The organism is Parvibium lacunae, from assembly GCF_003335215.1.
In the GTDB taxonomy this organism is placed as follows: Bacteria; Pseudomonadota; Gammaproteobacteria; order Burkholderiales; family Burkholderiaceae_D; genus Parvibium; species Parvibium lacunae.
Genome location: NZ_QPGB01000002.1, coordinates 280,804 through 304,860 on the forward strand (window position 1 = coordinate 280,804; position 24,057 = coordinate 304,860).

The window sequence follows — 24,057 nt, forward strand, 5'->3', positions numbered from 1 at the left end:
GATACATCACACAGCAATCTTGTACTACGCGTAATCTAATGCCAACCCGATCCAAATCGCGGCACCCCACCAATTATTGTGGCGAAACGCCCGGAAACACTGGCTCGGCTCGCGCTGACGAATCAGCGTATAGTGATAGAGCGATAAGGCGGCGCTGACGGCCAAACCGGCATAGAAAAATGAACCACGCCCATGACGCAGCCCCACCCATGCCAGCAACCCTAAAGCCGCCGCATAGCAGCCCATAATCGCTAACACGTCATACCGACCAAAGGTAATCGCGGCCGTTTTAATACCTAACTTCAAATCATCAGCCCGGTCTACCATTGCATACTCGGTGTCATACGCTAGCGCCCAAAACACATTAGCCAACATGAGCCACCAAGCATCCACGGGCAGTTGCTGCTGTACAGCGGCATACGCCATGGGAATACCAAAGCCGAAGGCAATCCCCAAATATCCTTGCGGTAAGGCAAAAAAACGTTTGGTAAAAGGGTAACTGGCCGCCAAAAATAAGGCGATCACCGCCAAGCCCCAAACCATCGGGGCAAGGGGCAAAATTAATAAAAATGCACAGAGACTGAGGCTCAGCGCCAGCATCAGCGCCTGCCGCACTGAAATCCGTCCGGTCGTGACAGGCCGCTGCTGGGTACGTTGTACATAGCGATCGAAATGACGATCAGCAACATCATTCACCGCACACCCTGCAGAGCGCATCAAGATTGTGCCCAAGATAAAAATCGCCAAGATCATCACTGGCGGCCAACCCGCTGCGGCAAACCATAAGCCCCATAAGGTTGGCCACAGCAATAGCAAAATGCCAATCGGCTTATCGAGCCGGATCAGCGCACAATAATCTCGGAAATGGGCCATAGGTTGGGTGCGGGTCAATCTGAAAAATCGGCCGAGAACCTACTGCCATCCATGCCGGCAAGCTCTCGGCCTGAGGGTTGAAGCCTTACGCCAACAAACTACGTAACATCCAGGCATTTTTTTCATGAATCTGCATACGCTGGGTGAGCAGATCAGCAGTCGGTTCATCACTCGCTTGATCAACGGCTGGGAAAATAGCCCGGGCGGTGCGCACGACAGCTTCTTGGCCAGCGACCAGTTGTCGAATCATTTCTTCGGCACTGGGTACGCCTTGCGCTTCGGGAATTTGGGTTAATTGCGCAAATGCCGCATAGCTACCGGGCGCTGGAAAACCTAACGCGCGAATCCGCTCGGCAATCGCATCAACCGCCAGCGCCAGCTCAGTATATTGCTGTTCAAACATCAGATGCAGGGTGTTAAACATCGGCCCGGTGACGTTCCAATGAAAGTTATGTGTTTTCAGGTAAAGGGTATAGGTGTCTGCCAAGAGATGGGCCAAACCATCGGCAATCTGTTCACGGTCAGCCGCACTGATACCAATCTGAATCGCGTCGCTAGCACTCACAGCGGTCGTCTTAGGTTTACTTTTGGTCGCCGCTTTACTGCTTTTTGCGCTTACTTTAGCCATGGGCTTTCTCCTTGATTGATTAAATGACGCCTTGCTCGCGCAAGTGTTCGATCTGCGCTGGGGTGTACCCCAAGCGGGTTAAAACGGCGGTCGTGTGTTCCCCCAGATTGGGGCCGAGCCAACGTGTCGCCCCCGGGGTTTGCGAGAGTTTGGGCGTGATGCCAGGCAAAGTGATGGGGGTCCCATCGGCGAGCTGGTGTGATTCAAGCATCTGGCGCGCGGCAAACTGGGGGTCTTGAAACATATCGGCAACACTATATATTTGGCTAGCGGGAACCTCGGCGGCTTGCAAGGCAGTAAGGGCACTAGCGCGATCTTGTTGCGCGCACCACGTGGCAATCGCTGTGTCAATCTGTTCTGTTTGCAAGACACGACCATCATTCGTCTGCAAGGCCGGGTCTCCAGCTAAATCTGGTCGCCCGATCACCAGCATCAGGCGTTTAAAAATGGCATCGCCATTCCCGCCGATAACAATACTTTGGCCATCGGCACAGGCATAGGTATTTGAAGGCACAATCCCGGGCAAGGAAGCCCCGGTCCGTTCGCGAATCGCGCCATGCACGGCATACTCAGGAACCAGACTTTCCATCATATTGAACACCGATTCATAGAGCGCGACATCAACTACCTGCCCCTCGCCTTTGGGGTTGGCGGGGCTGCGCGTTTTATCGCGATGATGCAACGCCATTAAGGCCCCCATTACCGCGTGTAAAGAGCTGATGGAATCCCCAATCGACACCCCAACTCGAACCGGGGGACGATCAGGGTAACCGGTGACATAGCGCAAGCCGCCCATCGATTCACCAATCGCACCAAACCCAGGGCGATCTTGATAAGGGCCGGTCTGCCCAAAACCCGATATTCTGACAAGAATCAGCCCCGGATTGCGGGCGCGTAGCTCGGCTTCCCCCAGCCCCAGTTTCTCTATAGTGCCGGGCCGAAAGTTTTCGATCACGATATCGGCTTCCTCAACCAACGCCAGGGCGATCCGCTGTCCCTCAGGGTGTTTCAGATTAAGCGCGAGAGAGTGTTTATTGCGCGCCTGCACGGCCCACCACAAGGAGGTGCCATTATGCAAATGGCGCCAGGTCCGCAGGGGGTCACCCCCCTGTCCCTCGGCATTAGCTGGGCTTTCGATTTTGATCACCTCAGCGCCAAACTCGGCAAGCAGACGCGCGGCAAAGGGGCCCGCGATCAGGGTTCCCAATTCCAATACTTTTAAGCCCGCCAGGGGGCCAGCAGGCGGCTGAGATTGTGCGGGGGTAATCGTCTCGGCCATTACACCTCCCGTCGATCCAGCAAGGCATGCGCAATGGTGCCCGCGTCGGTATATTCGAGCTCACCGCCCGCCGGTACGCCACGCGCAATACGGCTTACGCGCAAACCCCGCGCCCGCAAAATCTGGCCAATATAGTGCGCGGTAGCATCGCCTTCGTGGGTAAAGTTAGTGGCCAAAATCACTTCTTCGACATCACCATTGGTCGCCCGTTGAATCAACTTATCGAGACCAATTTCTTTCGGTCCAATCCCATCCAAGGGGCTCAAGCGCCCCATCAAGACAAAATATAAACCACTGTATGTCCCACTTTGCTCAATCATGAGCTGGTCGGCAGGCGTCTCCACCACACACAACTGAGCTGGATCGCGCAGCGGGCTGCGACAAGTCGCACAAATGGTTTCTTCGGTAAAGGTATGGCAGTGTTCACAATGCTGAATCGTTGCCGTCGCTTGCAACAGGGCATGACCCAATCGCTCAGCACCACCGCGGTTGTATTGCATGAGATGAAATGCCATGCGCTGGGCCGATTTCGGCCCAACTCCCGGAAGCGCCCGTAACGCATCGACCAGCGAGTCAAGCGTGGGGATATCGTTTTGGGTATTGACGCTACGAGCCGTCATGGCAAACGATGACTGGCCTACTTAGAAAGGAAATTTCATGCCGGGGGGCAGTGGCATACCAGCGGTAATTCCCGCCATTTTTTCTTTTTCGGTTTCCTGGGCGCGCCGCAACGCATCATTGAAGGCAGCGGCAATCAAATCTTCGAGCATGTCTTTATCATCTGCCAATAAACTGGGATCAAGACTGACGCGACGGACTTCTTTGGCACAGGTCATGGTGATTTTGACCATCCCAGCGCCCGCCTGCCCTTCTACCTCAATCAGTGCCAAGCCTTCCTGTGCTTTCTTCAGGTTGTCTTGCATTTGCTGGGCTTGTTTCATTAAACCGGCTAATTGACCTTTATTAAACATGGTTTTCCTTTCTGGGAGAAATTATTACGCGTGTTGACTCGATCAAACGGGACGAATTGAGTTAGGGACAATCGTGGCATCAAACTCTGCCAACAGCCCTTGTACTAGAGGGTCCTGCTGAATCGCCTGCTCTGCCGCCTGCTGGCGCTCGCTGCGCGCTGTTTCATCACGATGCTGTGCGGTTTGGCTTTGCACCTCACCAACCTCCACTTGCAAACGGATCGGCTGTTGATAATACTCACTCAGCGCCTGCCGCAATTTTTCAACAGGCGACCCCTGCGACAGCGGTTTGGCTGCGGTGCGAATCACATACTGGCTCCCCTGCACACTCAGTAATTCGCTTTGCGTTGCCAATTGTTTGGCGAGGCCAGTCACATTGAGTTGTAACACCAACGTCGGCCAATCAATACTATCGGCTTGGCCGGGTAAGAGTGGCGCACTGGCCGGCGCGGGCGGCGCCACAACCGGCAGCGCGACGGTTGCACTCGCAACGGGCATCTCTGTGCTCACAGACTGTGCCGAAAGACTGGCGCTGGCGCGTGTATGCTGCGGGCCAGCGGCAGGCTGGGATACCTGCCCTGCCGAGGCAGAAATAGCGTGCGGTGGCACTGTTGGGCTAGCTACCTTTTTAGGTAAGGGAGTCGTAGCAATATCGGCTGCAGGCAAGTTGCCAACTGCGCTAGGTTTAAAGGCGAGCAAGCGCAACAAGGTCATACTGAAACCAGTCAACTCATCCGGTGCAAGACTGAGATCGTTGCGACCATGCAGCACTATCTGGTAGTAGAGCTGGATGTCTTCGGCGCTAAATTGCGTTGCAAAAGCGGCAATCGTCGGCGCATCGGCCCACTCTTCCGGGATCGCTTGTGGAATGGTTTGTGCCAGTGCGATTCGCTGCAAGAGCGTTGCCAGATCACCCAGCGCTTGGCGATACGAAAGACTGCGCAAGGTCATTTCATCCGCAATCGCCATCAACGCCACGCCGTCAGCCGCTGCCAAAGCAGCCAGCAAACGGTGTAAATAGGTTTGATCAATCGCGCCCAGCATGCCCTGCACAGCGTCTGTGGTTACCACGCCTGCACTGTAGGCAATCGCTTGATCCAGTAAAGACAGGGCATCACGCATACTGCCATTGGCTGCATGGCTGAGTAACTTGAGCGCCTCGCGCTCTGCCTGAATCTGCTCCTGCGCCAAAATTGTTTGTAAATGGCTCACAATCGCCGTCGGCAGCATTGATTTGAGATTGAACTGCAAACAACGTGATAGCACCGTGACTGGAATTTTTTGTGGATCCGTCGTCGCGAGAATGAATTTAATGTGCGGCGGTGGCTCTTCCAAGGTCTTTAACATGGCATTAAAAGCCGCATTTGACAGCATGTGAACTTCGTCGATCACATACACTTTATAGCGCCCTGCAGTAGGGGCATAGACCGCATTTTCCAATAACTGCCGCATTTCATCGACGCGGGTATTGGTCGCTGCATCAACTTCTAATAGGTCAACAAACCGCCCACCATCAATTTCACGGCAAGTTTGACACTGGCCACATGGGTGCGCGGTAATACCGGTTTCACAATTCAAGGCTTTGGCCAAAATGCGGGCCAGCGTCGTTTTGCCAACGCCCCGCGTTCCGGTAAAAAGATAGGCGTGATGTAAGCGCTGTTGCTCCAACGCATGACTTAAAGCGCGAACGACATGCTCCTGGCCCACGAGCGTGGAAAAATCACGCGGCCGCCATTTACGCGCCAGGACTTGATAGGCTTGCGTTGTCACGGGCGAGGCGTCAGCAAACAAGCCGATCGTCGCGGTGTCGACCGCTGGCGCAGGCATTTCTGAAGAAACGAAGTCAGAAGAATCAGACATGCAGAGGGAATGAGGAGATTATTCAGATGGCACATTATCACCCAGTTCATGAGCGATTTCACTCGATGTGCTCGCTCGACGCATAACGCCAAAATCGAGGTCAGTCAGGGCACAATTTATTCACAAGCCTGCCCCCACAAGACGCGGCGGCCACAGGTGCTGAGGAAAATTTGGGCATGATCGTGCGCGGCGTTAGGGATCACATAAAAGGGCTGACGCGCAGCTTGCGTGTCAGCGGGCAACGGCCAAGCGCTAGTTAAATATTGCTGGTAGGCCAAACCACGGGCCAGGCGATGAGGCCCCTGCAGTTGCGCCGCGCAGTGCTGATCTAGCACACGATGGCGAGGATTGTTATCGCGCTCACCGAGCAAAGTGACAATCTGACGGCTGCGATAACGTGCTGCCAGCAAGGGGCCTAGCTGTATAGAATCCATGCCCTGCCATGCCGAGGGTAACAACGCCACCAAGGCGGGGGGCAAATGTGCCAGACCATATTTGTAATCTTGACTATCGGGGCAACGTGGCGCTGCCCCCGCAGGCCCAGCGGCAGCGGGTGAGAAATATAAATAGGAAGAAGGGTTGGCCACCACAAAGCGCAGCTGTATCCCTTGTTTGCTCAGCATCTCTGGCAGAGGGGTAAAGGCTGCATAGCGTTGCACAAACTGAGCGCCCGCAGAGTGCCCTGCAATCGTGATCGTTTGTAAGTTCGGTAACAGCTCGTGTTGGGCTAAGATCCGTAACAGGGTATCCACTGCGGCAAAACTGCTCCAACTGCTGCCCGCTGGAGCAATACTGGCCTCGCCACTTTTCCATCCCTCAGCGCTCCATCGCAAGTAAGCCAGAGTTGTTTCCGCATGGCCGGCTGTCGCAGGCGTCGGGGCATCGCTTGGGGTAAGGAACTGGGGGGCGAGGAGTAAGGTCTCTGCCAGAATAGGCTGGGCTGGTTGCGCCGCCTGTTCTGCCTGAGCAGCGCGCGATAACGTCGCAAAATAGTCTTTTGCATTACGCTGTGTACCATGCACCAGCAGCATGACATGCTTGATCGTCAACGGCGCCCGCGATGATGGTACACCCGCTGTTTGCGATAAGGCAGGGGTCAGTGTCGGTAGCAGACGTAAGGCTTCCCCATTGGCGCTCATATAAAGCGGTAATAGGGCTTGGTTAGCGCCGTCAGCAGCGGAAATCAGCCAACCTTGTGGGGCAACATCCGCTGTCGATAATTCTGCGGCAGTGCCCGGACTACCCCACACTAATGATAACAACACCAATAAAAAGGAAAGCAACCCCGTCATCATGGCCGGCATGGACAAGAGAGCGAGCAGGGGTGAAATTGGGCGCACAGTCAAGGAAAGGTCAATCGAAAGAAGGTGGCGAGCCAGAACCCCGGCACTTGCTAGCTTCGCTGTGGCTGCTGCGTTCCCGCCCTGACCAGGTTCACGACATTGCAATGCGGGGAGGCCCGCCACGTGTATTGTAGCAGTCAGACACAGGCAATACCAAACACCCCCAGTTCAATATTTGCGTGATGGCTGTGCGACAGCAGGCAGGATTCGGCACCCAATCGACCCGTGCGCGATAGCGGGCTGTTAGAATGCCGCTTTGCTTATGGGGGTGCGCTATGTTGTGGGTTAAAGCATTGCATATTATTTTTATGGTGACATGGTTCGCTGGGCTGTTTTATTTACCCCGTTTATTTGTCTACCATGCAGACACTCAGGATGCGCTCAGTGATGCACGTTTCAAAATCATGGAGCGACGCTTGATGGTCATGACCCATCTGGGCGGCAGCTTAACCCTGGTGTTTGGGTTATGGCTCCTTCTCGGCTATGGCATTGGTAAGGGCAGTGACTGGATGCATGGCAAGTTAACCCTGGTGTTCTTGCTCTTGATTTACCATCATTTGTGCATGCGCCACGTAAAACAATTCGCCCGTAATCTGAACCAGCACAGTGCAAAATACTATCGTTGGTTTAACGAAGTGCCCTCGGTCCTGCTAATCGGCATCGTACTTCTCGTTGTGATCAAACCTTTCTAAGCGTAGACAACAATCCATGTCCCAACCCCTTTTCTTTTGTTTCGCCCCTTGCCCGCGTGGCCTTGAGGGTTTATTGGTACAGGAGCTGGAAACTCTGCCGCTAGCGGGTCTGGGCCAAGTCTTAAAAGTCACCCCCGCGCCCGGCGGAGTAAGCTTTCAGGCAGATTGGGCCGGGATCATGCAAGCCAATCTGTGGAGCCGCTGTGCGAGCCGGATTCTGTTACGGTTGGATAAAAAATCCTACCGTAACGAACAGGATATTTACGATATTGCGCTAGCCCAGCCCTGGACGGATTGGTTTGATTTGGCGAATGATTTTAAGGTGGACTTAACAGCCTTAACCGGACGTCGCGCTGCGCCAACCGAGGGAACCCGCACTAAGCAACCGCCCCCTGCTGGCAAACGCACTAAACCAGCGTCAGTCAGCCATTTACAAAGCCTTGATTTTGTTACGCTACGCGTCAAAGATGCGGTGTGCGATCACTTCCGTGAGCGCACTGGCCAACGCCCCGATATCAACACCCAGCATCCCGATATCCGCATTCACGTGTTTCTTGATGACATTAGTTGCACGCTTTATCTGGATACCTCTGGCGACGCACTGTTCAAGCGCGGCTGGCGCTTGGAAAAGGGGGAGGCACCGATTCGCGAAAATTTGGCAGCGGGGCTTTTGCAACTGGCGAATTGGCCAGAGCGCGCCGCGGCAGGATTAACCTTGCTTGACCCATTTTGTGGCAGCGGCACATTATTAGTGGAAGCGATGCTGCAACAATTGCAAGTGGCTCCTGGCCTGGCCCGTAGCTTTGCTTTTGAGTGCCTACGACCCTGTCCGCTTGAACAGTGGCAACAAGTGAAACAACAAGCACGACAGCAGATTCAGCTGCAACCATTGAACCAAATTCATGGCAGTGACATTGATCAGAAAATGGTTTATCGGGCCCGTCGCAATATTGAGCGTGCCGCAATTTTGTATGGATTACCCGAGAATTTACCGCTCCCCACCGTGGCGATGAGTAGTGCCGATGAGAAAGCGCCGCCAGCGCCACAAGGTTTGATTATTTGTAACCCACCGTATGGTGAGCGCATGCAAGTTCAGGCCAACCGAGATTCTGTTCATCCCGCGCCAGAAGAAACCGATGCGCTCTTTAGTCATTGGGCTACCCAGCTCAAACGCCACTATGCAGGCTGGTCTGTTTATGTCATCAGTGCAGATATGCAGCTACCGAAACGGTTACGGTTAAAGGAAAGTCAGCGTTTACCACTGTTCAATGGGCCGTTAGAGTGCCGCTATTTTCGTTTTGATATGGTGAGTGGTAGTGCTCGGCATAAGCCATCCCAGGATTCAGCGAACCCTGGGATGACACCCGCTTAGCGATATACGCCAGCACCAAGATAACCATCGTAACCAGGAATTTTGGCGACGTAGGCGGTTTTCTCTTCAATCACTTTGGTTTGGGGGTGGGGCCATTTGTAATCCACCCAACCACTGCCCTTGGCTTTGATCAACGCATTAAACTCTTGCATCAGCAGCTTGCCGTCGGCTGTTTTAAGCTCCCACAAATTTTTACCGACAAGGGCTTTGTTGGCACCGTGACAGACATTCACCCCCTCCATTTTGTAGCAAAAGAGATAGAGGTCACGGTCTTTCCATTTACTCCCAGGCGCTTGGTTGTTGGTGAAATCCTCAAAGGCTTTCTCGACGCCCACCGCTTTAATGTGGGCAATCGCGTCCTCTACCATCTTCTGGGCTTCCGCGCGGGTGCCAGGTTTCTCTTGTGCCAGCGCAACATTTACCGCAAATAAGGGGGCCAGGCAGGCCAGTATCATCCAGACTAGTCGCTTCATCATCATCTCCTTTATCGTTAGTTTGCATAAGCGCGAGCGCTTATGCTGCTAACTACGGCGAGATGGATGCCGCAAATAGATGGCTAATGGTGCTAATACTTATCGTTAACCCACAGTTTAACGTCGCCGACCACCGAGGATAGAGCCTAACACCCCTCGAATAATTTCTCGCCCAACTTGTGAGCCAATTGCCCGAGCCGCACTTTTTGCGAGGGCTTCCACCACACTCTCTCGACCACGCGGCGTTGGAGAGGCGCGCTCACCGAGCATGTCACGCGTGCGTTCACTCACGCTGGGGCGATCTGCGTTAGCGCGAGTGTTGGCAGGCGCACTGCCGGGCCCGGTTTGCTGGCTCGCTTGCAATCGCTCATAGGCAGATTCACGGTCTTCGGTGTGCTCATAGACCCCAGCTACCACAGACTGTGCTAACAACTGTTGGCGTTCTTGGGGGGTCACGGGTCCGAGCCGTCCGGCGGGGGGTAACATCCAGGCACGTTCAACGATATTGGGCCGCCCCTTTTCATCTAAAAAAGAAACTAGCGCTTCACCAACCGCCAATTCAGTAATGGCGGTCGCCACATCCAAGGCAGGATTCGCTCGCAGGGTTTGTGCCGCACTCTGCACGGCTTTTTGATCACGCGGCGTAAAGGCGCGGAGGGCATGTTGAATACGATTGCCAAGTTGCCCAAGGACGCTATCCGGCACATCCAGCGGGTTTTGCGTGACGAAATAGACACCAACACCTTTAGAGCGAATCAGACGGACTACCTGCTCGATCTTATCCAATAAGACCTTAGGTGCTTCATTAAAGAGCAAGTGGGCTTCGTCGAAGAAGAAAACACATTTGGGTTTTTCCACATCGCCGACCTCTGGCAAGTGCTCAAACAGCTCTGACAACAGCCACAATAAAAAAGTGGAATATAGACGTGGCGACAATAAGAGTTTGTCTGCCGCGAGAATATTCACCACACCTTTGCCTTGGCTATCAGTCTGCAAGAGATCTTGAATATTGAGCATTGGCTCACCAAAGAAATGGTTCGCCCCTTGCTGCTCTAGTGTCAGTAAACCGCGCTGAATCGCGCCAATCGACGCGGCTGAAATATTCCCATACTCAGTCTGGAAAGTTTTGGCGTGCTCACCAACATGCTGGAGCATCGCCCGCAAATCTTTACTGTCCAGTAGCAATAAGCCTTGATCGTCGGCAATTTTGAAAACCAGTTGCAACACCCCTTCCTGGGTATCGTTCAAATTCAGCATGCGAGCCAACAAGAGCGGGCCAAGATCAGAAATAGTCGCCCTAACAGGATGACCCTGTTGCCCGAATACATCCCATAGGGTGACCGGGCAACCTGCAAAGGTTGGAGTAGGTAAGCCGTATTGTTGAATCCGATCCTGCATCTTGGGAGTGAGGTTACCGGGTTGGGCAATGCCGGTTAGATCACCTTTCACATCAGCCATAAAAACAGGCACCCCAATCTCTGAGAAACGCTGTGCCAGCAGCTGCAGGGAGACGGTTTTACCAGTGCCAGTCGCCCCAGTAATTAAGCCGTGACGGTTGGCTAAGGCTGGTAATAAACCGAGTTGGGTTGAGCCACTTTGTGCCACAGCGAGGGCAGAAAAAGACATGTTGAACTCCTGGCGGGTCGAGTGATTGGCTATATGGGGATGAATACCCCATGATAAAATTACAACCAATAAGCATACCTTAAGACAGGGAGTCACTCATGGCCGGACACAGCAAATGGGCCAATATTAAGCATAAAAAAGCCCGCGCCGATGCGTCACGCGGTAAGTTGTTTACCCGTCTCATTAAAGAAATTACGGTCGCCGCCCGCTTGGGTGGTGGCGACCCCAACATGAATCCGCGCCTGCGCTTGGCCATGGATAAAGCGGCTGATGGCAATATGCCCAAAGACACCGTCAATCGGGCGATTCAACGTGGTGTCGGGGCCGAAGATGGCGCCAACTACGAAGAGATTCGCTACGAAGGCTATGGCCTGGGTGGCGTAGCGGTGATTGTCGATTGCATGACGGATAACCGTGTACGCACTGTGGCCGAGGTTCGCCATGCTTTTTCTAAACACGGCGGCAATTTAGGGACCGAAGGCTCGGTAGCCTTCCAGTTCACGCACTGCGGCCAGTTTTTATTTGCGCCCGGCACCTCCGAAGACGCGGTGATGGAAGCGGCGCTCGAAGCCGGTGCCGAAGATGTGCAAACCGACGAGGAAGGCGGAATTGAAGTGACCTGTGCCGTCAATGATTTTTCGCAAGTCAAAGTGGCCTTAGAAGCCGCCGGTTTAAAAGCGGAAGTGGCCGAAATCACCATGAAACCGCAAACTACGATTGAATTGAGCGGGGACGATGCCGTCAAAATGCAAAAGATTCTTGATACCTTGGAAAACCTCGACGACACCCAAGAGGTGTATCACAACGCCATTTTGCCGGAGTAAACAAGCATGAAAATTTTAGTGGTTGGCGCCGGGGGGCGTGAGCATGCCTTGGCTTGGCGTTTAACGCAATCAGAGCGTATTTCTAAAGTCTATGTTGCGCCCGGTAATGGTGGCACGGCGCTGGATGAGCGCCTAGAAAATGTCGCGATAACCGATCTGCATGCCTTAGCAGATTTCGCTGCACAAGAAGAGATTGCCTATACCGTGGTTGGTCCTGAAGCCCCCTTGGCAGGCGGTATTGTGGATATTTTCCGCGCCCGTGGTTTAAAAATATTTGGCCCCACCCAAGCTGCTGCCCAGCTCGAATCTTCAAAAGATTTTGCGAAAGCCTTTATGCAACGGCATGGGATTCCTACCGCCGAATATCAAACCTTCAGCGATGCGCAAGCAGCACATGACTACGTTGCCAAACGCGGCGCGCCTATCGTTATCAAAGCCGATGGATTAGCGGCGGGCAAAGGCGTGGTGGTTGCGATGAGCCTCGACGAAGCGCATAGCGCGATTGATGCCATGCTGCTTGATAACCGCATGGGCGATGCCGGTGCGCGGGTGGTGATTGAAGATTTTCTAGTGGGCGAAGAAGCCAGTTTCATTGTGTTGTGTGATGGTAAAAACGTCCTCGCCCTCGCCAGTAGCCAAGACCACAAGCGCCTGCTCGATGGCGATGCGGGCCCCAACACCGGCGGCATGGGCGCTTACTCCCCCGCCCCTGTAGTTACGCCAGAAATTCATCATGCCGTGATGCGGGATGTGATTCGCCCAACGATTGAAGGCATGGCCAAAGATGGCATTACTTATACAGGCTTCTTGTATGCCGGCTTGATGATTGATCATGGGCAAATCAAGGTCTTGGAATTCAATTGCCGCATGGGCGATCCCGAAACCCAGCCGATTATGGCGCGGATTAAAAATGACTTTACCGTCGTCATGGAACACGCTGTCAATGGCACGCTCGATCAAGCCGAAATTGATTGGGATCGCCGCCCGGCCCTCGGCGTGGTGATGGCCGCGCATCATTACCCAGAAACCCCGCGTAAAGGCGATGTCATCACTGGGCTACCCGCTGAAACAGAAGACTGCATCGTCTTTCATGCGGGAACCCAGGATGAAAACGGCAACACCGTCACCAGTGGCGGTCGGGTACTGTGCGTGACGGCCTTGGGTGAAAACATCAAGCTCGCGCAAAAACGAGCGTATGAAGGTTTAGCGTCGATTCAATTCGACGGCATGCAATACCGTACCGACATTGGTTACCGCGCCATCGAACGCAAAGCCGGAAACTAACATGCCCTTAGACGACCTGCGCGCACCCCTGCGGCCCTATTTTTCTAACCTGCAAGCGCAGATCGTCAGCGCCCTTGAAGCCTTTGATGGCAAAGCCTTCCTGCGCGACGAATGGGCTAAGCCTGAAGGCGCAGCACTCGGCGGCAATGGTGTCACGTGTATTGTCGAGAACGGTAACTTCTTTGAACGGGCGGGCGTCGGCTTTTCGCACGTTACCGGGCAACAACTCCCGCCCTCTGCCACCGCACAGCGCCCAGAATTAGTTGGCTGCGCGTGGGAGGCAATTGGCGTGTCACTGGTTCTGCACCCCCGTAATCCACAATGCCCCACCGTGCACATGAATGTACGCAGCTTTGTCGCTGAGAAAAAAGACGGGGAGGCAATTTTCTGGTTTGGCGGTGGTATGGATCTCACCCCGTACTACCTAGATGAAGCCGATGCGGTGCATTTTCACCAGGTTTGTCAGCGTAGTCTCAGCCCCTTTCAAAGCCCGACGGGTGAGGCCTACTATCCGCGCTTCAAACAAGCCTGCGATGAATACTTCTACCTCAAACATCGCCAGGAAGCGCGTGGCATTGGCGGGATATTTTTTGATGATTTTCATGAGCTGGGTTTTGAACAAAGTTTTGCCCTCACCCGTTCGGTTGGCGATCATTTCCTGGAAGCCTACTTACCGATTATTGAACGCCGGCAACACCTACCCTATGGCGAACGCGAACGCGACTTCCAAGCCTATCGGCGTGGCCGCTATGTCGAGTTTAATCTCGTGTTTGATCGTGGCACCCATTTTGGTTTGCAGTCGGGCGGACGCACCGAATCCATACTGCTTTCCATGCCACCTAATGTGACCTGGCGCTACAACTGGCAACCCGAAGCAGGCAGCGCTGAAGCCGCGCTGTACGAGCGCTTTTTACCCGCACGGGATTGGATTTAAGCGCAGTGAACGCCGTGAGCACAGTGCGCAGAATGCGTAAAGTTGGCTTATTGGGCGGGACCTTCGACCCCGTTCATGCCGGGCACTTAGCCTTGGCACACGCCGCCCAAACTCAACTGGGATTAGATGAGCTGCGTTTCATCCCGGCGGGGCAACCCTGGCAAAAACCCACTTTGCGCACCCCCATCGAACATCGCTTAGCGATGTTGAGGCTCGCCCTCGCCGACGCGAAACAGAGTCAGGCAAATGGCCACTGGCAAATTGATGAACGCGAATTACAGCACGTAGAAGCCTCGCGGGTACTTATACGGCACCCAACCTACACCGTTGATACGCTACGCAGCTTGCGTCAAGAATTGGGGCAAGACGTTTCCCTGATTTGGTTACTGGGCACCGATCAACTCGTCAATTTACCCACTTGGCATGATTGGGAAAGTTTGCTGACGCTCTGCCACTTTGCGTATGTGCCGCGTCTGAAGACCGACGGGCAGACGTATGTGTATCCCCCTGCGATTCAAGCGTTGCTGGGCGAGCGCACGACGAATCGTGCCAGCGCCTTAGGCGAAAGTGCATCGGGCTATTTCTTTTCACTGCAGATGGCGCCGCATGCTATTTCTTCGACACAGATTCGCGCGGGCGGCAGTGCTTGGCACCAACTGGCTCAGCCTAACGCAAATCAAGCGAGTAATTTACTTGTCCCGCAAACGGTTCTCGACTACATTCAACAACATCAGCTCTACACAGTCGCCTTATGAATACACAAAAATTGCAACGCACCATTGTTGATGCTTTAGAAGATATCAAAGCGCAAGATATTCAGGTATTCAACACCACTGAAGAAAGTGACCTATTTGATCGCGTGATTATTGCCAGCGGTCAATCTAACCGCCAAACCCGCGCTCTCGCTAAGAATGTGATGGATAAAGTTCGCGAAAATGGTGGCACGATTGTTGGCTGCGAAGGGGAAGAGAGTGGCGAGTGGGTACTGGTTGACGCCGGCGATATCGTTGTTCATATCATGCAACCCGCGATTCGGGCTTACTACGATATTGAAGCGGTCTGGGGTCGTAAACCGGTGCGCGTCAAACTCACGACAGAAAAAGGCAATTGAGGAATGCCCTTTCATTTGCTCGCGGTTGGCCACAAAATGCCAGCATGGATTCAAACGGGCTACCAGGAGTACGCCAAGCGTTTACTGGCTGAATGGCAATTAACCCTCAAAGAAATCAAACCCGAACCCCGCAGCGGTGGCAAAACCCCCGCGCAAATGATGCGTGCCGAAGCAGACCGAATTGAAGCGGCTCTCCCCAAGCACAGTTTCATCGTCGTCCTCGATGAACGTGGCCAAACCTGGCCCACCCAAGTATTGAGTCAACAGATTCAAGCTTGGCAGCAACAATATCGAGATATCACCTTCGTGATTGGTGGAGCAGATGGGCTCGATCCTGTCTTTAAAGAAAATGCCCATGAACGCCTGCGGCTGTCTAGCCTAACGTTGCCACATGGTCTGGTTCGTGTTTTATTGGCAGAACAGCTTTATCGAGCCTGGTCACTCACGGTGGGCCACCCGTATCACCGCGATTGAGCAAGCCAGTCTTGCAGGCTGAACTGACAATCACACGACGGGCAGATCCGCGTTTTTATCCAGCCAAGCCAGGAGATCATCCGGCGGCAAGGGCGGTGAGAAATGATAGCCCTGTGCCAAGGCGCACCCTTCGCGGCGCAAAAACTCAAGTTGCTCAGGGGTTTCCACCCCTTCTGCGACTGCCTCAATATTCAAACTGCGCGCCAAATCTAAAATAGCGGTTGTCATTTGTACATCATCGACATCACGCGGGATATCGCGAACAAAAGATCGATCAATTTTTAACTTGTTCGGTTTGAAGCGTTTGAGTGAGGCGAGTGAGGAGTAGCCGGTTCCAAAATCATCAACAGCAAATGAAATGCCGATCCCGCGCAAGGCCTCAACGGTGGCAATGGTAGCCTCAACGTCTTGCATCAGAGAACTTTCCGTCATCTCGATACTGAATTGCCGTGGGCTAATTTGGTGCCGCAAAATGGCTTCATGTATGGTGTGCGCTAGCTGCTGCATCCGAAACTGAACCAGGGAGACATTAACCGCGAGCGGAACCAATGTGCGCCCCTTATCGCGCCAATCTGCCATCTGCCGACATGCTTCCGCAATCACCCAGTTACCGATCGGCATGATTAGCCCGCGCTCCTCCGCCACATGCATAAAATTGGTGGGACTGAGCAACCCCAATTCAGGATGCTTCCAACGCAACAAGGCTTCAAGGGCAACACAGCGGCCACTGGCGACTTCAATAATCGGCTGGTAGTACAACATAAACTGCTTGCGCTCCAGCGCATGCAAGAGCTGACTTTCTATTTTCAGCGTTTCATGCGCCGATTGATTCATGTCTGCAGTAAAGAACTGGAAGGCATTTTTGCCGCGTTCTTTGGCTTTGTACATGGCTGCATCCGCATTTTTGACCAGCGTATCGTAGTCTTCGCCATCATCAGGAAAAATGGTCACGCCAATCGAAGGGGTAACATGCACAGGCTGTCCCGCGAGCTCATACGGCTGACCGACAGCATCAATAATCCGCTCTGCGATATAGGTGGCCTCATCCCAATTCCGAATTTCACCAGATACCACAATAAATTCATCGCCCCCTTGCCGCCCAACACGATCGGCATTCCGCAGGGCGACACGCAGGCGAGCCGCAACTTGCCGGAGTAATTCATCGCCAACCGAGTGACCCAATGAATCATTGACATGCTTAAAACCATCTAAATCAATAAATAGCACGGCAAAGCGCCGGCCACTGCGGGCGGCTTCCGCGATACTGGCCTGACTCAATTCGCGCAGCATGGTCCGGTTTGGTAACCCGGTGAGGGGATCAAATAGCGCTAAGAACTCCATTGCACGCTTACGCTCAGTCACCTCCGCAAATAAGCCTTGAAGCTTTTCGCTCATCGCATTCAAGCGGATACCAAGCCTGCCAAAGGCGTCATAAGGTAACCAATTAGGGCGCTCTAGCAGGTCAAGGTTACCAATCCGTTGGGCTTGGTTACTGAGCCGATGTAAGGGATGGAGGACTCGCCAATGCAAGCCTAGACTGACAAGTGATACCGTTAAGATCAGTTGCACGACGACCAACGGCATCCCCCAGTAGGTCAGCTCATACCACAGGCTGTTCGCAAGCCCTCTTTGCACCAGTAACACGACGTGCCCAAGCTTTTCGCCACGCTCAATGATGTCTTGGCTAACCTCAAGCAAGGGGCCGGAGCCAGCAGGTGTCGTTTTACCGACGGAGTGATAGGGCAGCGCTGATTGCTGGGTATAGACCCGAATTTGAATGACACCAGGATCCTGCAACGCGAGTTGTGTCGCCTGGATCACCCCCGCGCGGTTAAGATTCCACAAGTTAACGCGCAAGGCCGGCAGAAGTTGATTCATGCGCGTGGCATTGATTTGATTTTGCTGTGCCGTGGCCTCATGTTGCAAACGTTGCATCAGCATCGGAAAAACCACCAATGCTGGCAATAAAACGCCCAAGATAGCAAGCAAATACAGGGTTTGCTGTATGCCAAATACGCGACGCAGAAATTTCCTGATCTTTTTTAGCAATGTGACGCCCAACTTTCTTTTTGCCCTAAATCCAACCCACTAACTCGCTTGAAAAATAGCAGCTCGCCCTTACCTCTAAAGATAGCGGGGGAACCCTGTCCGAATAGATCAAAAAACAGACAGCCGGATTGCTTCTCAACCGATATAGGTCCCCTTTGACACCAACGCCAATACGATTGAGGCATGAGCCTATGTCTCATTAAGATAGACGGCATAAATTCTTTTAACTTAATGCTATAGGAGTCGAGATTAACCATGAATGCTGCAACGCAAAAAGAAACCCTCGGATTTCAGGCGGAAGTACAACGTCTATTGCACCTGATGATCCATGCTTTGTATAGCAACAAAGAAATATTTTTACGCGAATTGATCTCTAATGCGTCAGATGCCTGCGACAAATTGCGCTTTGGCATCAATAGTGGGCACTTAAAACCCGCTCTGTCTACAACAAACGCAAACGATTTTACGATTCGTTTGCGCGCTGACAAGGCCGCCCGCACCCTCAGTATTGAAGATAACGGGATTGGCATGTCGCGCGAAGAAGCGATTCAACACCTGGGCACGATTGCCAAATCCGGGACACGTGACTTCATTGCCCAATTATCTGGCGACCAAGCCAAAGATGCGCAGCTCATTGGCCAATTTGGGGTTGGCTTTTACTCGGCTTTCATTGTGGCCGAGCGCGTTACGGTTGAAAGCCGCCGCGCCGATGCCCCCGCAGATAGTGCGGTGCGGTGGGAATCTGATGGCAGTGGCGAATTCAGTGTCGAAACCATCGAAAAAGATCAGATTGGCACGTGCCTGACCCTGCATTTGCGCGAAGGTGAGGATGAGTGGCTCAGTAGCTGGAAGTTACGGGAAGTCGTCAAGCGCTACTCTGACCATATCGCCTTTCCCATCCAAATCCAACAGGAAAGCTGGGATGCCGAGAAACAAACCATGGAAGTGAAAGACGAATGGGAAACCATCAACCAAGCCAATGCACTATGGACACGCAGCAAATCTGAACTCAGCGCAGAAGATTACGAGCGCTTCTTTGAGAGCCTCAGCTTTGGCAACGGCAAACCCCTCAAGTGGGCCCACCACCGGGTTGAAGGCCGCAGCGAATACACCCAATTACTCTATCTCCCCCGTCAAGCGCCGCATGATTTATGGGACCGCAACCAAAAGCGTGGCCTGAAACTGTATGTCCGCCGTGTCTTTATCATGGAAGATGCCGAGCAACTGCTGCCCGCTTACCTCCGATTTGTGCAAGGGGTCGTTGATTCAAGTGATCTGCCTTTAAATGTCTCGCGTGAACTCTTACAAGAATCCCGTGATGTAAAAGCCATTCGCGAGGGCTGCACCAAGCGTGTATTAAGCATGCTCGAAGAGTTGGCCGAGAGTGAAAACGACCAAGACCAAAACGATTACGCCCTTTTCTGGCGCGAATTTGGTAACACCCTCAAAGAAGGGGTGGCTGAAGATTTCGCCAATCAAGAGCGGCTCGCAAAATTACTGCGCTTCGCCTCAACGCAACAAGATAGCAGTGAACAAACCGTGAGCCTAGCAGCCTATGTCGCGCGGATGAAACCGGAACAGGAACACATTTACTACCTGACCGCAGAGTCTTACGCCGCTGCCCTGGCGAGCCCTCACCTCGAAATTTTCCGTAAAAAGGGGATTGAAGTCTTATTACTGACCGATCGCGTTGATGAATGGATGCTGAGCTACCTATCCAGCTTTGCAGAAAAGTCACTGCAATCGATTGCCAAGGGCAGCGCTAATCTAGACAAACTGGCCGACGACACGGAAAAACAGGCACAAGCGACCGCCACCGAAGCCCACAAGCCCTTTATTGAACGCCTTCAACAGGCGCTACAAGAACAAATAAAGAGCGTTCAAGTCTCAGCGCGCCTGGTCGAATCGCCGGTCTGTATCGTGGCCGAAGAAGGTGCAATGAGCCTACACTTGCAACGAATGTTAAAGGCTGCCGGGCAACAAGCGCCAGTTAGCAAACCGATTCTTGAAATCAATCTTGAGCATCCCTTAATTCAACGCGTGCGGGCGCTGCCCGATGAAGCAACGGACTTTCAAGACTGGGCCGCGCTGCTATTAGATCAAGCGATTTTGGCGGAAGGCGGGCAACCGCAAGACCCTGCCGCGTTTGTAAAACGACTCAACAAACTACTCATCGCAGCCTGAAGGGAGGCGAAATAAAAAATCCCCGCATTGCTGCGGGGATTTTTTTGAGCATGCTGCTCGCTATTAAAGTCTGGCCAATCAGTTAGGCTTTTTTGACTTTTTCCAGCATTTTGAACACTGCTTTGGGCGAGTTAACAAACAAACGTTTGAATGCTTTTCCCAGGCAGCGACGCTCAAGAGTATTACGACGGGTGCGGCTACGCTCGGCCATGATGGACTCCAGTAATCAAGAAACAGACCGAGTATTATACAAGACTCAACTGTAATCGCCAATGCCGCTATCGGCTTCCTAACTTCGTATGTCAAATCAGAAAAAAACACCGCGCACGCCGCTCTACGCCCCCGTTACCTTTTCCGAGCAAGCAGGGGTGCGCTATCTGCACTTTGGAACCGAATGGGTACAAGGCGCTATGCGCCTGCGCAAGCCGTTTAAGCTAGAGCTGGAATATGCCCAGCAAATGATGGCCTGGCTACTATTTCTGGATGCTCCTCAGCATGTGGCGCAGCTGGGCTTAGGCGCAGCGTCACTCACCAAAGCTTGCTGGCAATTGCTGCCGCAAACGGCGGTGACAGCGGTAGAGCTGAATCCCGATGTGATCGCCTGCGCCCACAGTATGTTTGCCTTGCCACCCGAAGACGACCGCCTTACCGTGCTTGAACAAGATGCAGCTGAATGGGTTGCCCACCCCAAACGGGCGCGTACTGTGGATGTGCTGCAAGTGGATTTATACGATGCCACTGCCCGTGGCCCAGTGCTCGAAAGCCTGGCGTTCTATCAGGCTTGCCGCCGTGCGCTGCGCCGCCCCGGCATGCTCACCGTGAATTTGTTTGGGGATCACCCCAGTTTCGTTCGCAATCTCACCAACCTGCGCGCCGCGTTTGATGACCGGGTGCTGTGTTTACCCGAAGTCCACCAAGGCAATGTGATTGCCCTGGCATTTAATGGCCCGGCGTTAGAAGTGAGCTGGGAAGCACTCTACCAACGGGCCTTGGCGGTAGAAGCGCAATACGATTTGCCCGCGCGGAAATGGGTAAAAGGTTTACACCAGCGTTTGCAGCAGATGGGGAGTAATCTGGCGCCGATTTTAGTCATCTAATTTCGCTTTTTTGAAGCTGCGCCCCATGATTGAAGATAGCGTCGGCTATTTATTTTGATTGCAACTCAGTGGCTGGCTCTGCGGGTGCGGGCAAATCTAGGAATGGCATTTCAAGCGAAAAATGCTGGCAAAACCAGTTTGGGGTTAAATCTTTCCCAGCTAAACAGCTATATATTTCTTGATGGGGAATCAGCGGTAAATCCCCTCCACACAAATACTGAATACCACCTGCGACATTGATGACGGTTGCTATCACCGCGTAGCGTACCACTCGTTTTGCCAGGGTCACCTCACTAAGGAAAAAGCGCTCCGGCTCAGTAAAACAGGCCCGAATAAATTTGCGTTGATCAATCACCCAACAAATTAGCAACGCATTAGCCCACAGGTAGCTAAACCAGTATTCAGCCTCAAAAAGTAATCCCCCTATCGCGTATAAAAAAATTCCCAATAAAGCATAGTTAAGGCAAAAACAATAGTATCCCCATGGCATCAAACCAGCACCTTTATCGCTGACCGAGAGCGGGTGAGGGTTACTGATAGACATTATTCGTTTTCCTTTTTCCTACGTTTTTATGGCCCACGCTCACCCACCCCAACGCCGCCCCCACTACACATTAACCAGACCTACTACAACTCTAACAGCACCTCACACAAACCACAGCTAAAGGCCATGACTGGGGGTGAAATCGACGGGCGAACCCTGCCTTTAGTGCCCTTGTGCTTGTGCCATGGGGTGTACGGTGAGCGCTTGCCCGCTGGCTTGAATCTGAAATAGACGATCAATATTGGGGTGTTTACCGGGGTTGGCTTGCGCATCGGCAGTATGTTCAGCATAAATTTCTAGCCCCAAGCTTGCCGCCTCTGGCGTAACGCGGCCAAACTGGCTGGCGAGCCAAGCGTAAACGCGCACGGAACCTGCTTGACCTGGTTTGTTTTCAATCGTGGCAAGCAGTTGGCCTTGGGCGTCATGCAGTGCCAGTGCAGCCAACATGGGTTGCTCGGGCAGTTGCGCAAGGTTTTCGCTGAATTTGTCGCTGATTTGTAGGCTTTGTGGGGTTGGCTGAGTCATATTTCTTTATCCATCTTATAAAGTGTTTTAAGCTTTGCTGATTGTAAATCAAGGTAAGTGATGCCGAGCATGAATGCAACTGCCAAAAAAGACCCCGAAAATAGTAAATTAACGGTCGGAACCGTGATGCGGGCACTCTTGAAAGCGGGGCATGTGAATGCCGACACCGCCGAGCGCTTAAAGGTGAATGGCCGCCTGAAGCGTGCCGACATGCATCCCCTGAGTTTTGTGGCAGAGCAGCGCTTGAAATCACTATTACCCCCGCATAAGGTTCTGCAACTCGAATGGCTTACCGAGTGGTTTGCGCAAGAGATTGGCCTGCCTTATGCCCATATTGACCCACTGCGCGTTGATATACAGCGCGTCACGGAAGTGATGTCGAGCGCCTATGCCTCACGCTTCAAAATTCTGCCGTTGGAAGTCAATCCAACCACCGTAACGCTGGCGGTTGCGGAACCCTATCTTAACGACTGGGAGGCCGAGCTCAAGCCGATTTTGAAAAAGGATTTCAAGCGAGTTTTTGCTAACCCAGAAGATATTGATCGTTATATCGTTGAGTTTTACAGCATGGCGCGCTCGGTACGCAATGCAGCCAAAACCGGCGCGGTCAATAATCAACAAAGCTTTGAACAATTGGTTGAACTGGGCCAGAGTGGGCGGCAACTGGATGCCAACGATGCCCACATTGTGCATGTGGTCGATTGGCTCTTGCAGTACGCTTTTGAGCAACGCGCCAGTGATATACACATGGAACCCCGACGTGAGCAGGGCTTAGTCCGGTTTCGAATTGATGGCGTCTTGCACCAGGTCTATCAAGTCCCGATCTCGGTGATGAGTGCCATGATCGCTCGGATTAAAATTTTAGGGCGTATGGATGTGGTTGAACGGCGTCGCCCACAAGATGGCCGAATCAAAACCCGCACCCCCAGCGGGGAAGAAGTCGAAATGCGCCTCTCTACCTTACCCACTGCTTTTGGGGAAAAGTTGGTGATGCGGATTTTTGACCCCGAAGTCTTGTTACGTGATCTGACCGAGCTCGGTTTCTCTGAGGAAGACTCAGCCCGCTGGCAACAAATGACCCAGAGTCCAACGGGGATTATTCTCGTGACTGGCCCAACTGGCTCAGGTAAAACGACGACCCTCTATTCCACCCTGAAATCGCTAGCAACCGAAGAAGTCAATGTGTGTACGGTGGAAGACCCCATCGAAATGGTGGAACCCAGCTTTAATCAGATGCAAGTCCAGCATGGTATTGACTTGGGCTTTGCTGATGGCTTACGAGCACTGATGCGACAAGACCCTGATATTATTATGGTGGGGGAAATTCGTGATCTGGCCACCGCAGAAATGGCGATTCAAGCGTCATTAACCGGCCACCTCGTCTTATCGACACTGCATACCAACGATGCCCCCTCGGCCCTGACCCGCATGCTGGAGCTAGGCGTGCCGTCCTATTTAATGAATGCCACCATTCTCGGCGTTATGGCACAACGCTTGGTCCGAACACTCTGCCCGCATTGCAAAGTGGTTGGTGAACCGATTCCTGAGGATATCTGGCACAGTCTGATTGCCCCCTGGAAAATGAAAGCGCCGACCCACGTGTATCGACCAGTTGGTTGTCTGGAATGTCGAAACACCGGCTATAAAGGACGCGCAGGGATCTATGAAGTGATGCTGATGAATGACGCCATTCGCCTACTCCTTACCCAAGCGCCCAATCTCTCTGCCATGCGCTTACAGGCCATGAAAGATGGCATGAAAACCTTACGGGTTTCCGGCGCGCTCAAGATTGCAGCGGGCCTCACGACGCTGGAAGAGGTACTAAAAGTAGCCCCTGCTGTCGAGCCAGAAAAACCTAACTGATCGCGTTTCTGTCCTGTTGCAATTTTACGGGCGCTGTATCTGGTGGTGATG

22 protein-coding genes, 1 other RNA gene and 2 pseudogenes are annotated in these 24,057 nt (G+C 53.1%); 11 read left to right on the forward strand and 14 right to left on the reverse strand.

The window, feature by feature from the left end; translation table 11 throughout:
* Positions 1-24: 24 nt before the first annotated feature.
* The 8 genes from ubiA to ffs form a co-directional block, all read right to left on the reverse strand.
* Positions 25-873, reverse strand: a complete 849-nt coding sequence (gene ubiA / locus DU000_RS05400; protein WP_114402344.1) for a 4-hydroxybenzoate octaprenyltransferase — start codon at positions 871-873, stop codon at positions 25-27.
* Positions 874-958: 85 nt separating this feature from the next.
* Complete coding sequence (locus tag DU000_RS05405; protein ID WP_114402345.1) at positions 959-1,501, reverse strand: Dps family protein; 543 nt, start codon at positions 1,499-1,501, stop codon at positions 959-961.
* Positions 1,502-1,520: 19 nt separating this feature from the next.
* Complete coding sequence (locus DU000_RS05410; RefSeq protein WP_114402346.1) at positions 1,521-2,780, reverse strand: CaiB/BaiF CoA transferase family protein; 1,260 nt, start codon at positions 2,778-2,780, stop codon at positions 1,521-1,523.
* Positions 2,780-3,400 carry a recombination mediator RecR gene (recR, locus tag DU000_RS05415; protein ID WP_114402347.1) on the reverse strand — a complete coding sequence of 207 codons (621 nt, stop codon included), beginning with the start codon at positions 3,398-3,400 and terminating at the stop codon, positions 2,780-2,782. Before recR ends, DU000_RS05410 begins: the two co-directional genes overlap by 1 nt.
* A 21-nt stretch (positions 3,401-3,421) precedes the next feature.
* Positions 3,422-3,751: a YbaB/EbfC family nucleoid-associated protein gene (locus DU000_RS05420; protein WP_114402348.1), complete on the reverse strand. Its 330-nt coding sequence runs from the start codon at positions 3,749-3,751 to the stop codon at positions 3,422-3,424.
* Positions 3,752-3,793: 42 nt separating this feature from the next.
* Positions 3,794-5,611 carry a DNA polymerase III subunit gamma/tau gene (dnaX, locus tag DU000_RS05425; protein WP_240001814.1) on the reverse strand — a complete coding sequence of 606 codons (1,818 nt, stop codon included), beginning with the start codon at positions 5,609-5,611 and terminating at the stop codon, positions 3,794-3,796.
* 116 nt (positions 5,612-5,727) lie between these two features.
* Positions 5,728-6,957 carry an alpha/beta hydrolase gene (locus tag DU000_RS05430; protein ID WP_147266965.1) on the reverse strand — a complete coding sequence of 410 codons (1,230 nt, stop codon included), beginning with the start codon at positions 6,955-6,957 and terminating at the stop codon, positions 5,728-5,730.
* A 20-nt stretch (positions 6,958-6,977) separates the two neighbouring features.
* An RNA gene (ffs, locus tag DU000_RS05435) (signal recognition particle sRNA small type) lies at positions 6,978-7,075 on the reverse strand.
* 154 nt (positions 7,076-7,229) lie between these two features.
* Here ffs and hemJ point away from each other — a divergent pair.
* Both hemJ and DU000_RS05445 read left to right on the forward strand, forming a co-directional pair.
* A complete protein-coding gene (hemJ, locus tag DU000_RS05440; protein ID WP_114402350.1) occupies positions 7,230-7,646 on the forward strand; it encodes a protoporphyrinogen oxidase HemJ in 417 nt (138 codons plus the stop codon).
* A gap of 16 nt (positions 7,647-7,662) precedes the next feature.
* Positions 7,663-9,018 carry a THUMP domain-containing class I SAM-dependent RNA methyltransferase gene (locus tag DU000_RS05445; RefSeq protein ID WP_114402351.1) on the forward strand — a complete coding sequence of 452 codons (1,356 nt, stop codon included), beginning with the start codon at positions 7,663-7,665 and terminating at the stop codon, positions 9,016-9,018.
* On the opposite strand, the gene DU000_RS05450 is transcribed toward DU000_RS05445, so the two are convergent.
* On the reverse strand, positions 9,015-9,491 hold the full coding sequence (locus tag DU000_RS05450; RefSeq protein ID WP_114402352.1) for a cache domain-containing protein: 477 nt from the start codon (positions 9,489-9,491) through the stop codon (positions 9,015-9,017). The genes DU000_RS05445 and DU000_RS05450 overlap by 4 nt on opposite strands.
* 117 nt (positions 9,492-9,608) lie before the next feature.
* Positions 9,609-11,117, reverse strand: a complete 1,509-nt coding sequence (locus tag DU000_RS05455; RefSeq protein ID WP_114402353.1) for a helicase HerA-like C-terminal domain-containing protein — start codon at positions 11,115-11,117, stop codon at positions 9,609-9,611.
* 98 nt (positions 11,118-11,215) lie between these two features.
* Between DU000_RS05455 and DU000_RS05460 the strand changes: the two genes are divergently transcribed.
* The 6 genes and pseudogenes from DU000_RS05460 (at position 11,216) to rlmH (ending at position 15,744) form a co-directional block, all read left to right on the forward strand.
* Positions 11,216-11,941, forward strand: coding sequence for a YebC/PmpR family DNA-binding transcriptional regulator (locus DU000_RS05460; protein ID WP_114402354.1), 726 nt, complete (start codon positions 11,216-11,218; stop codon positions 11,939-11,941).
* Between the two features lie 6 nt (positions 11,942-11,947).
* Positions 11,948-13,225, forward strand: coding sequence for a phosphoribosylamine--glycine ligase (gene purD, locus DU000_RS05465; protein ID WP_114402355.1), 1,278 nt, complete (start codon positions 11,948-11,950; stop codon positions 13,223-13,225).
* Position 13,226: 1 nt separating this feature from the next.
* Positions 13,227-14,159, forward strand: coding sequence for an oxygen-dependent coproporphyrinogen oxidase (hemF, locus tag DU000_RS05470; protein WP_114402356.1), 933 nt, complete (start codon positions 13,227-13,229; stop codon positions 14,157-14,159).
* Between the two features lie 14 nt (positions 14,160-14,173).
* Positions 14,174-14,914: a nicotinate (nicotinamide) nucleotide adenylyltransferase gene (gene nadD, locus DU000_RS05475; protein WP_147266966.1), complete on the forward strand. Its 741-nt coding sequence runs from the start codon at positions 14,174-14,176 to the stop codon at positions 14,912-14,914.
* A pseudogene (rsfS, locus tag DU000_RS05480) lies at positions 14,911-15,249 on the forward strand (ribosome silencing factor); the annotation flags it as partial. The gene nadD and the pseudogene rsfS, both read left to right, overlap by 4 nt.
* Positions 15,250-15,273: 24 nt before the next feature.
* Complete coding sequence (rlmH, locus tag DU000_RS05485) at positions 15,274-15,744, forward strand: 23S rRNA (pseudouridine(1915)-N(3))-methyltransferase RlmH (RefSeq protein WP_114402359.1); 471 nt, start codon at positions 15,274-15,276, stop codon at positions 15,742-15,744.
* Between the two features lie 30 nt (positions 15,745-15,774).
* On the opposite strand, the gene DU000_RS05490 is transcribed toward rlmH, so the two are convergent.
* The gene (locus tag DU000_RS05490) at positions 15,775-17,793 is read right to left on the reverse strand and encodes a putative bifunctional diguanylate cyclase/phosphodiesterase (RefSeq protein ID WP_114402360.1); all 2,019 of its coding nucleotides are present in this window, start codon (positions 17,791-17,793) and stop codon (positions 15,775-15,777) included.
* Between the two features lie 255 nt (positions 17,794-18,048).
* Here DU000_RS05490 and htpG point away from each other — a divergent pair, with 255 nt between their 5' ends.
* Positions 18,049-19,977, forward strand: a complete 1,929-nt coding sequence (gene htpG, locus DU000_RS05500) for a molecular chaperone HtpG (RefSeq protein WP_114402362.1) — start codon at positions 18,049-18,051, stop codon at positions 19,975-19,977.
* Between the two features lie 82 nt (positions 19,978-20,059).
* On the opposite strand, the gene DU000_RS13065 is transcribed toward htpG, so the two are convergent.
* Complete coding sequence (locus DU000_RS13065) at positions 20,060-20,188, reverse strand: hypothetical protein (protein WP_275667794.1); 129 nt, start codon at positions 20,186-20,188, stop codon at positions 20,060-20,062.
* A 109-nt stretch (positions 20,189-20,297) separates the two neighbouring features.
* Between DU000_RS13065 and DU000_RS05505 the strand changes: the two are divergent.
* Positions 20,298-21,074, forward strand: a pseudogene (locus DU000_RS05505) (class I SAM-dependent methyltransferase); the annotation flags it as partial.
* A 49-nt stretch (positions 21,075-21,123) separates the two neighbouring features.
* Here DU000_RS05505 and DU000_RS05510 read toward each other — a convergent pair.
* Positions 21,124-21,618, reverse strand: a complete 495-nt coding sequence (locus tag DU000_RS05510; RefSeq protein WP_114402364.1) for a hypothetical protein — start codon at positions 21,616-21,618, stop codon at positions 21,124-21,126.
* 162 nt (positions 21,619-21,780) lie between these two features.
* Positions 21,781-22,143 carry a DUF2322 family protein gene (locus DU000_RS05515; protein WP_114402365.1) on the reverse strand — a complete coding sequence of 121 codons (363 nt, stop codon included), beginning with the start codon at positions 22,141-22,143 and terminating at the stop codon, positions 21,781-21,783.
* A 69-nt stretch (positions 22,144-22,212) separates the two neighbouring features.
* Between DU000_RS05515 and tfpB the strand changes: the two genes are divergently transcribed.
* On the forward strand, positions 22,213-24,006 hold the full coding sequence (gene tfpB / locus DU000_RS05520; protein WP_205074018.1) for a type IV pilus assembly ATPase TfpB: 1,794 nt from the start codon (positions 22,213-22,215) through the stop codon (positions 24,004-24,006).
* Positions 24,007-24,057 lie beyond the last annotated feature (51 nt).